This window comes from Limnobacter sp. (genome assembly GCF_046297615.1).
Classification (GTDB): Bacteria; Pseudomonadota; Gammaproteobacteria; order Burkholderiales; family Burkholderiaceae_B; genus Limnobacter.
In genome coordinates, this window is sequence record NZ_JBKBHM010000004.1 from 96,985 (window position 1) to 106,277 (window position 9,293).

The window sequence follows — 9,293 nt, forward strand, 5'->3', positions numbered from 1 at the left end:
GGTCAATAGTCCGGTAATGTCGAGGGTGGCCTGTCTTTAGAACACGATGTTCGCGTAGATCAGCACACGTGCGCTCTTGGCCTCACCATCGGCGTCCTGCCCCAGCGGGTTGGGGTTGGGGTTGTTGCCAATTTTCTTGGCGAAGGCGATGTTGACCGAACCAAACTTCGATTTGACCAAGCTGACACCCACACCAGCCCCTTCAAGCCCATAGCTGCGGCCAAACTGTCGACGCTGGCTGATATGCCCGTAGTCGTAAAAGGCGTAAACGTTCAGGTCACCAAAGCTGGTGCGGTTGACCAACTTGCGCAACTCAACGTTCAGCAAGGCGCCCTCTTCACCAATGGCCTCCCCGGTGGGGTAAGCGCGTACGCCGTTGGGGCCACCCAACTGGAACTGCTCAACCACATCCAGGTTTTTGTTGGCGGTTTGCCCGGACACTGCGGTGTACAGGTTCCAGGTGCGGTCTTTGCTCAAGGGGGTCAAGCGGCCAAACGCAGCATTGATCTTCTCGAAAGGACCACGTGTGGCCAAATCATCGGCCAGCACGGTGTTGGATTTCAGTGTGACGTCACCAAAGCCGTAAGACACGCTCCACGAGTTCTGCGCGCCGGAAGTCTCGGTGAAATTGCCGTTCAAGCCCAGCGTGGTGAGCTCAACCTTGCGGTCTGAAGTGGGTGTACCCAGCAACTGGTTGAACACGTCTTTGTCATCCACCACCACTGTGGCCTGCACGTTGTTGGTGGCCGAGCGAATCAAGGGATAACTGCCAAACACCGAAGCCACTGAGGAGTTGCTGGCAATGTTCAACGGGGTAAAAGCACCACCGACGCTCACATCCAGGTCCGCATAGGACGCACCAACCTTCAGCCCCGATGAACCAACTGGGGTGACGCCTGCAATTTTCGCGCTACGGGAACGGTCCGTTTCAGTCAGGTTCAATGTGAACAGCTCGCCGTAACCGAAGGGGCTGTTGAGGTTCAGCGTGGCGTTGACACGCTCTTCACCGGAATACTTGTTGCCATAGTTGTCCACCGACACACTGCCGGTGAACAGGTTTTCTTCGTCGACCTTGGCCGTCACAAAGGTGCTGCCGGGTTGTTCACCGGGGCCCAGCGTGGTGGTCAGGGAGCGGACACCCGCCAGGTCACCGGCCAAGCGGACAGCGCGGTCCAGGTCATCGTTCTTGATGGGTTGGCCGGGAATGACCGCTTTGCTCAGGATGGTTTCGATGATGGTGGGCTGAACGCGCTCGCCAGCAGTCTCCACAATCAAACCATCGGTGCCTTTTTGGCCGTCCACAATGCCTTCCAGCACTTGAATCTGAACCTTGCCGCCATCAATTTTTTGTGGGGGCAAATACGCCTGTGCCAGCGGGTAACCCAAGCCACGCAGGAACACGGCAACTTCCTCAGCCACACCTTGCAGCTCGGCCACAGTCAGGTTTTTGTTGGCATAGGGTTCAAGAATGGGACGAACCTGATCAGCCGTGGCCACGGTCAAACCCTTGATGTCGAATTCATTGATGGCCACCGTGGGTTGAATGGACTCACCCGTGGACAAACCATTGACGGCAACAACGACCTGGCCGTTCGAGAACGCAGCGCGTGACACTTGGACCGATGCATTGGGGTGCCCGTTGTTGCGCAGGTAATCGGCCACTTGGTGCACGGCCAGTTCGAACTCAGCGAAGGTCAAGTCCCGCTCGCGCCAAGGCGACAGAATCTGGTTGATTTCATCGGAATCCACCAGCGGGCTGTTCTCAAACGCAAAACCCTTGACCGACAACCGCAGCGCAGACAGGTTCGTCTGAGTGCGTTGCTGGTTGGCGCGAATGGTGGTCTTCTCTTTGAAACGCGAAGGCAACTGAACCTGTTCACGCGTTGTGGATTGCGAATTGTCCGGGTTGGCATCATCAGGTGCCGGGTTGGCATTCAGCGGGGTGACCATTGTCGCGTTGACCATCAGCAGCAGGCTTGCAGCCACCACGGTCTGGTTGCGTTTGTTATTGGATCGCTGTTTCATTGGAATCGGTCCGGTTAGGTTCTTATAAGGTCAATTAAAGCTGGCTTCGCACTGCAAGCCCGACGGAATCTGGCTGCCTGGATTGGGTACCGTCAGGCGAACCCGGAAAGTGCCACTGGCTGGATCAATCACACGATCCAGGTTGGTCACTTTGCCGGTGACTTTCTTGTTCAACATCGGGAGAAAAACTTCCCTTGTTTGTCCTTGCTTGAATTCGCCAAACAGTTTCGAGTTGACGACCAATTCCGCATGCAAGGGGTCGATGGACGCAATCTTGAAAATCTTTTCCTGTTTGACCAAATCGCCACGTGCGCGGTAGCGGTCTACGATCACGCCATTGATGGGGCTGGTGATGGTGCGCAACTTCAAGAGTTGCTTTCTTTCTTCCAGCTCCAGTTTGGAGAGATTGGCCTCTGTCTTCACCTCGTCCAGTTCATGGTCGGAGATGACCCGCTTTTTGTAAAGGTCTTCGTTGCGCCGCGCTTTGCGGTCACCAAACTCGGCCTTGGCCTCTTGCGTTTGCAATTGGGCGGTCTCCAGCCCTGTGTTCAGCTTGGCAATCACCTGCCCGGCCTTCACCAACTCGCCACGGTCGGCGTTGACGCTTTCCAAAACACCGTCCAGGGGTGTTCCAACAATGACTTCATGTGAAGGCAACAAAAAGCATGAGCTGACCATGCGGGAGGACGAACTCTGCGCCCACACTGACCCAGCGGAAAGCACCAAGGCGAGGCCCATGCCGACAGGCACCGCGGCTTGACATAATTTAACGTTCATAAAGCGCATGTAACACTCATTCAAGCTGGCCCGAAAATGACAAAGAACGCCGGGCCTGAAAATCGCTGCTGAGCATGCCGCCCCGAATTCTTCGGTGCTGACGCTCCACAGACCATTGATAAAACCGACAAACACGCAGTGCTATGTTGTTGTACAAACGCGACTGCGAATTGGATGTCAACATTCGTTTCAGAGTGTTGACCACCCACGGTGCACGCCCTTGGAACAACTCATCGTCCAGGGACAGCATTTCCTCACAGGTGCCGGGGTCGCCCTGTCGCGCGCAACGGCCAATCAGCTGGCGATCCACACGGCGGTTGTCATGGCGCTCGGTGAGAATCACATGCAAGCCGCCTGCCTTGCGCACTGCATCATCCAGATGAATGTCGGTGCCCCGCCCAGCCATGTTGGTGGCGATGGTGACCTTGCCCGGGAACCCGGCGCGGGACACCAGTTCGGCTTCCTCTTGGTCGTTCTTGGCATTCAGTACCTGGTGATCTACACCGGCACGGTCAAAATGCTCGGACAAGGTTTCTGAGGCCTTCACCGAGCGGGTGCCGACCAACACAGCCTGATCGGCCGCCAGTCGGCTTTTGACGCTGGCCACCACGGCCAGCCAACGGTCCTCGGCAGTCACAAACATTCGGCTGGGCAAATAAACCCGCTTGTTTTTCAAACGTGGCTGAATACGCACCACAGGCAGGCCATAGACCTCGCCCATCTCCAAAGCGACTTCTTTGCAGGTGCCGGTCATGCCGGAAAAATTCAGATAGCGGCGAAAGAACAACTGAAAGCTGATCTTGCCCATGGTTTCCTTCTCGGGGCTGATGGGCACACCTTCCTTGATTTCCATCAACTGTTGCAGGCCCAGCTCCCAAGAACGGTCGGGCATGACACGCCCGGTGTTTTCGTCGATGATCATGATCTTGTCATCGCGCACCAGGTAATCAATATCCCGCTGGAAACCGTGAATGGCATTCAAGGCGCGGGTGATGATTTCCTCACGGCGCAACTTGCCCCGCCAGAGGCCCCCGTGTTCTTCAGCGAATGCCTCAATCCGGCCTTTGCCGGTGTCATTGAGCCTTGCCGCCTTGCCCAGTTCGATCAGTTCGTAGTCTTCACCCGCTTTCAGCGAACGGGCCAATTGCATGGCCTGTCGGTAATACTGTTCCAACACGTTGTTGCGTGTTTCGCGCGAGATGATCAGTGGGGTTCTGGCCTCATCAATCAGCACGCTGTCCACCTCGTCGATGATGGCGTACTGAAGCCCGGGCAACATGGTGGGCTCACTGGTGCCCAGGAATGCGCGCAGGGACATGCCCATGGGCTTCATGCGCGGCCCAAGGTCGATGCGGTCCCGCAGGTAATCGAAAGTGAGAATTTTGCTGGTGCAGTACACAATGTCCGCACGGTACTGCACCCGTTTTTCATCAGGGCTCTGCTTCTCGACAATCAGCCCAGTGCTTAAACCCAGGCTGTGATAGAGCGGCTTCATTTTTTCAAGGTCACGCGTGGCCAGGTAATCGTTCACCGTGATGACATGCACCGAGTTGCCCGCCATGGCCAGCGTGCTGACGCCCAGGGTGGCGGTGAGTGTCTTGCCCTCACCCGTGTCCATTTCCGCGATGGTGCCGCGAATGAGCGCATAGGCCCCGCAGATCTGGCTGTCAAAATGCGCCAGCCCCAAGTTTTGTTTGGAATGCCAACGGATTAGCGCGAATGCGCGGGCAGCGACATCGTCCACCGGCCCGAAACGGCGAAGGTCACGCTTGACTGCCTGCAGCCGCTGAGCCAACTCGTCCTGGCTCAAACGCTCAAGCTCATCGTAGCTTGCATGAACCTTACGCACGAAACGCGCCATGTGGGCCTCGCGGGACCACCACTTGCTCAGCATGAAAGTACGCAGCTTTTCGAACTGGCGGTCCAGCCAACCGGCCTCAGTCCAATTCTGGCGTTGCGGATAGGGACGCCCCCCGACGGTCAGCGCGTAATTGCTCATACGGCAAACCTTTTCAGGAAGAGTTGGCGGAGTGAACGGTACCACTGCATGGCCAAAGGTTCGCTGTGGTGGACGAAACGCACAAACACCCGGTTGCCCAGTGTGTTCGGCATGGTGTTGTCCTGAAAGCGAACCTCAAACTGAAACAGCGGGTTCAGGGCTTTGGGCCCTGTGCTGGCGTCTGACTCCGGGTCCAATCCAATCTGTCCACCCCCCTGCAACGCCAATGCCAGGCTAGGCAACTGTTTGGTGGCCGAGGGTACCTCTCGCACCAGCTTGGCATGCACCAAGCTCATCGGATTGTCCGAGGTGCGAATTTCGATGCTTTCAGTGCGCTCACGCACCAAGGCCACACTGCTTTGGGGCACAACGGTGATCAAACTCAAGGCTTTGGGGTCGACCACATCACCAAGCTGCGAGCCACGGTCGAAATACTTGCCCGCAAAGTCGCCCGGGGCATCCATGTAAAACACCCCGATGTTGGGGCTGCGGATCACCATGGAATCAAGCCTGCGTTCAAGTTCGGCCACTTCCTTGAGCACGTAGTTCAGTTCCGCCTGGGCTACACCCACCTGCACCCGGTCATTCGCAGCGGCGAAGGTGACTCGTGCAGTCAATTCATCTTGACGGGCGCGGGCACGCTCCAACTGGGTCAGCAGTTCTGGGTCGTCACAACGCAGAATGGGTTGCCCCAACTGCACCTGCTCCCCGGGTTTGACCAACACAGAGTTGCCGAAACAGGCGTAACTGTTGGTGACTCTGGCGTTGTCCGGCATCCAGATGATGCCCTCGGCCATGCTCCACGACGGCGCAGGAACCAGTGTGACAAACATGCCAACAGTCGCCAGGAACGCCCCGGTCAGAATCACTGCGCGTTTGCGAACGCTGCGCAGCGAAGGGCCGACGAACAACTCTTTGAGTACCTTGTGCAGTGGGGACAACAACATGGACCAAACCGACCACAGGGCCAGCAAGACACCCACAAAAAAGTACATCTGGGCAACGGCAAAAATAATCCCGAATGCCACCACCATGCGGTAAATGAATGAACCTATGGCATAAAAAACCAGCCAGCCAGACTCTCGTGGAGTCAGCAGCATGGCCTGCAATTCATCGCCCACACGAAACACGTACTTCTGCAGCAGGTGGCCGATGTACTTGTTCGCTTTTTGTCCCAGGTTGGGAATTTCCAGCCAGTCGGCCAAAGCATAATAAGCGTCGAACCTCAACAGTGGGTTGCCGTTGAAAAACAAGGTGGTGATACTGGCGAGGACAACCACTTCATTCAACAGGGCTTTGACAGGCCCACCACTGACAGAGGCCCACACCCACAGGGCCAGTGACGCCACAAACATCTCAATCATCATGCCCGCCAGGCTGACGACAATGCGATGGCGCTTGTTCTTGAACATCATGGAACTGCTGGCATCCACGTAGGGCACGGGGATGAACAGCAGAAACATCAAGCCCATTTCACGGCATGAACCGCCATAGGCCTTGATGGCCAAGCCATGACCCAGTTCGTGGATGGCCTTGAGGACCGGGAATGCGAACCACAACAGAATCATGTTGTCAGCATTGAACACTCTGGCCGTGATGTCGGAAGTCAGTGCATCCCAATTCATGGCCGCCTGAAAGACCCCTGCTGCAATGCCCATGGCCCAGATGGCCAGAACCCAGGGCGCACTGCCTCTGGGAAAAGCGGCAACGACATGCGTGAGAAATCGGTCTGGATCAATCAGGGGGAGCTTGAGCGCCATCGGGTTACCGATGTACTGCTTGATTTTTGCCGTGCGGTTTTTCTTGCGACGCTCCTTGAGCTCATCCAGATCGGGCACATTGCCACCGAGCAGCAGGTTCGTCTGGTGCAACTGGGTAAACAGGCCGATCAATTCATCCTGCGTCGGTGCCCGGTCACCCAACTCATCCTGCAAGGCCAGCCAAATGTCTTCGACGGTTTTTCGGCCATCCAGCATGGCCAGGGACTTGTGCGCCACTTCATCAATACGAAGCATTTTCCCTGAGGCTGTGTCCTGAACCACGTACCACACTTCAGTGCGGTACACATGGCGGGCAATTCGGGCCTGGCCGCGCAACTGCGGCCTCAAACCCTTAACCCGATACCATGAACTGGAAAACAGGGAGCCAGTCATGGTGTCAAATCCCGAACCAAGACCAGAGCTTCAGACGCAGCCACACGCCAGCACGGTGGGTCCAAATCCACACCAAACGACGCTCGTCAATTTCCACTTTCGCCACGCCTTCCATCCCGGGCCGCAAACTGGCCTCCGAGGCCAGCAAAGTGCCTTCGACACGGAAGTAATTCAGGCCGTCCATGACCTTGGCCACCGGTGTAATCAGCTTGACTTCAAAAGGGAATTTTTCGTCCGGTATGGCGGTGACCACCAGGTTGCCACGTTGCCCGACTTTCAGCCACGCAATGTCCGCCTCGTCCACATCCAGAACGACCCGATAGCCATCCAGAGGTGCCAACTCAAACAGCACCTGCCCTTTTTTAATGGCGCCTCCAAGGCTTTGGGACAAGTCGCCCAAAGTCAGCAGGCCATCAAATGGGGCGACAATTTTGGTGCGCTCCAACTGGGATTCAGACAACTGACGCTGGGCCTTGGCCTGTTCGACCTGGGCCATCACAATCTGGATCTGAGGCAAATCAGACTGCGCTTGGGCATCCTGAGCCTGCTTGGCATACTGGTCCTGTTGGCTGAGCCAACGCTGAGCCTCCAGCATCAATTCTTTGTCGTCGAGGGTGGCCAACACCTCGCCTTTTTTGACCGTCTGCCCGGCACGGTAAGCGGCTGAAGCCACGAAGCCATCATAAGGCGCAGCAATCTGCCTGCGCACACTGCCCTCCAGCAGGGCATTGGACGACACGCGGAAATCGCCGGTGGCCAACACGCAGAAGGCCACAACGATCAATGCACAGGAGTACACCAGCTTTCGAGTGCCGTGTTGGGCACCCAGCAGCCGGTTTTTTTCTTCACGGCACCAGTCCGTGAAACGCTGACGGAACGGCCGTTCAGCATGTCGGCGAGACAGCACAATCGGCCCGACCACGGGCACCAGGGCTTGGGCCATGGCCACAGTGTCTGGTGTGGGGGCCTGTGCCCATTCAAACAGGACAACGCCCGCCTCTTTGGCCGAGCGTGTGAACGGCACCGCGACCACATGGACACTGCCGTAATCCCTGCACAACTGCTGGTGGGCCTGCATGGTGGCCGCAAGCACTGGCTCCGGGGGATTAGCCGGGTTGAATTCTGTGGGCTTGCCCTGCTCAAGGGCCTCGTTCATGGCCGATTCCAGCAGCAGAACAAGGTCGATGCGTTTCTGAAAATCCGAGGTGGCCGAGAGGGCTTGCAGCTTGACGCGATCGCCTTTGACGAAGCCCAGTGAAACCCGGTCGCTGTCCAAGCGGTTGGCTGCATTCGTCACCATGGCCTGATAGGCGTCATCAGCAGACGGCTCATCTTCGATGGCCATCACCTGTTCCATCACCAATTCCAGGCGTTTGACATTGTTTTGACTGGCATGGGTGCGCCCATGCAACCACGGCAAATACAGCCACCCCTCGCCTATCGTGAACTGTTCACGCAGGGCAATGGGAAACTGCTTCTGGGCCATTTCCACCACAAACACGCCATACAGCGCACCATCCAAAACCAGCGGTTGCGCCCACACAAAGCCACTTGATGTGGGCAAGGTGATTTGCAAGCGGGTGGTCATGGCGCGTTCAGCCGCGTTGCGGATGTGCTCCGCCGTGGCCGACTTTTCGTTGGGCCAGTAGGCGGCGGGCTCAAATGGGCCTTCATCGGCAGCGCCCACAACCACCAAGGCACACACCAGGTTGGAATACTGGTGCTGACTTAGAAGCGCAGAAAGCCACCGCTGGGCCAACAGGATTGGATCAGCGATGGCAGAGCCGATGGGCCCCCGAATAGCGGGGTCCGGCTTGGGCGGATAAAACCCGAGCTGTTCAGCCATGATCAGTCAGAATCAGAGCTTGAGCTCTCCGTAACGGGCTTCGTATTCCTTCAGGCCCAGTTCCAGCAATGCGTGCAAACGCTTGGCTGCATAGGGGTTCAACACGATGCGGTTGGACAGGAATACTTTCACTTCTTTGGAATCAGACTGCCATGCCTGATTGGCCCCGAACAGCAACATGATTTCTTCGCGTGTACCCAGGACGTTACAAACGTTGGCATAGGTGGTGGACATCTTGCTGTCGTCCCAATCAATACGGGGCGTGGTTGGCTCAACAGCTTTATTTGCTTCAGTCATGGAAAAGACACTCCTCACAGGAATTAACTAATTTAGGTGTAACCCGATAGAGTGTGTCTTTTTTCAAGCCCTCTGTAAAAAGAATGGGTGGGTCTCGGTGGAGCATTTAACATTGGTTGACATTCTTTCACTGTCTTGCAGTGAAAGAGTTCACACAATTCAATGCTCCACCCCTGTTTACACCCTCAGTCAATCC

6 protein-coding genes and 1 pseudogene are annotated in these 9,293 nt (G+C 56.7%); all 7 read right to left on the reverse strand.

The window, feature by feature from the left end:
- Nucleotides 1-36: 36 nt before the first annotated feature.
- On the reverse strand, nt 37-2,025 hold the full coding sequence (locus ACK4FF_RS09765; protein WP_409708161.1) for a ShlB/FhaC/HecB family hemolysin secretion/activation protein: 1,989 nt from the start codon (nt 2,023-2,025) through the stop codon (nt 37-39).
- A gap of 30 nt (nt 2,026-2,055) precedes the next feature.
- Nucleotides 2,056-2,802, reverse strand: a complete 747-nt coding sequence (locus ACK4FF_RS09770; RefSeq protein WP_409708164.1) for an efflux RND transporter periplasmic adaptor subunit — start codon at nt 2,800-2,802, stop codon at nt 2,056-2,058.
- Nucleotides 2,803-2,818: 16 nt separating this feature from the next.
- Entirely contained in the window at nt 2,819-4,801 is a 1,983-nt protein-coding gene (locus ACK4FF_RS09775; RefSeq protein ID WP_409708168.1) for a preprotein translocase subunit SecA, read from the reverse strand.
- Nucleotides 4,798-6,309 carry a hypothetical protein gene (locus tag ACK4FF_RS09780; protein ID WP_409708724.1) on the reverse strand — a complete coding sequence of 504 codons (1,512 nt, stop codon included), beginning with the start codon at nt 6,307-6,309 and terminating at the stop codon, nt 4,798-4,800. The genes ACK4FF_RS09775 and ACK4FF_RS09780 overlap by 4 nt, the downstream gene beginning before the upstream one ends.
- 354 nt (nt 6,310-6,663) lie before the next feature.
- Nucleotides 6,664-6,954 (reverse strand): annotated as a pseudogene (locus ACK4FF_RS09785) (PqqD family protein); the annotation flags it as partial.
- A 4-nt stretch (nt 6,955-6,958) separates the two neighbouring features.
- Nucleotides 6,959-8,800, reverse strand: coding sequence for an efflux RND transporter periplasmic adaptor subunit (locus tag ACK4FF_RS09790; protein WP_409708171.1), 1,842 nt, complete (start codon nt 8,798-8,800; stop codon nt 6,959-6,961).
- Between the two features lie 12 nt (nt 8,801-8,812).
- A complete protein-coding gene (locus ACK4FF_RS09795; protein ID WP_409708174.1) occupies nt 8,813-9,097 on the reverse strand; it encodes a DUF3467 domain-containing protein in 285 nt (94 codons plus the stop codon).
- Between the last annotated feature and the right edge of the window lie 196 nt (nt 9,098-9,293).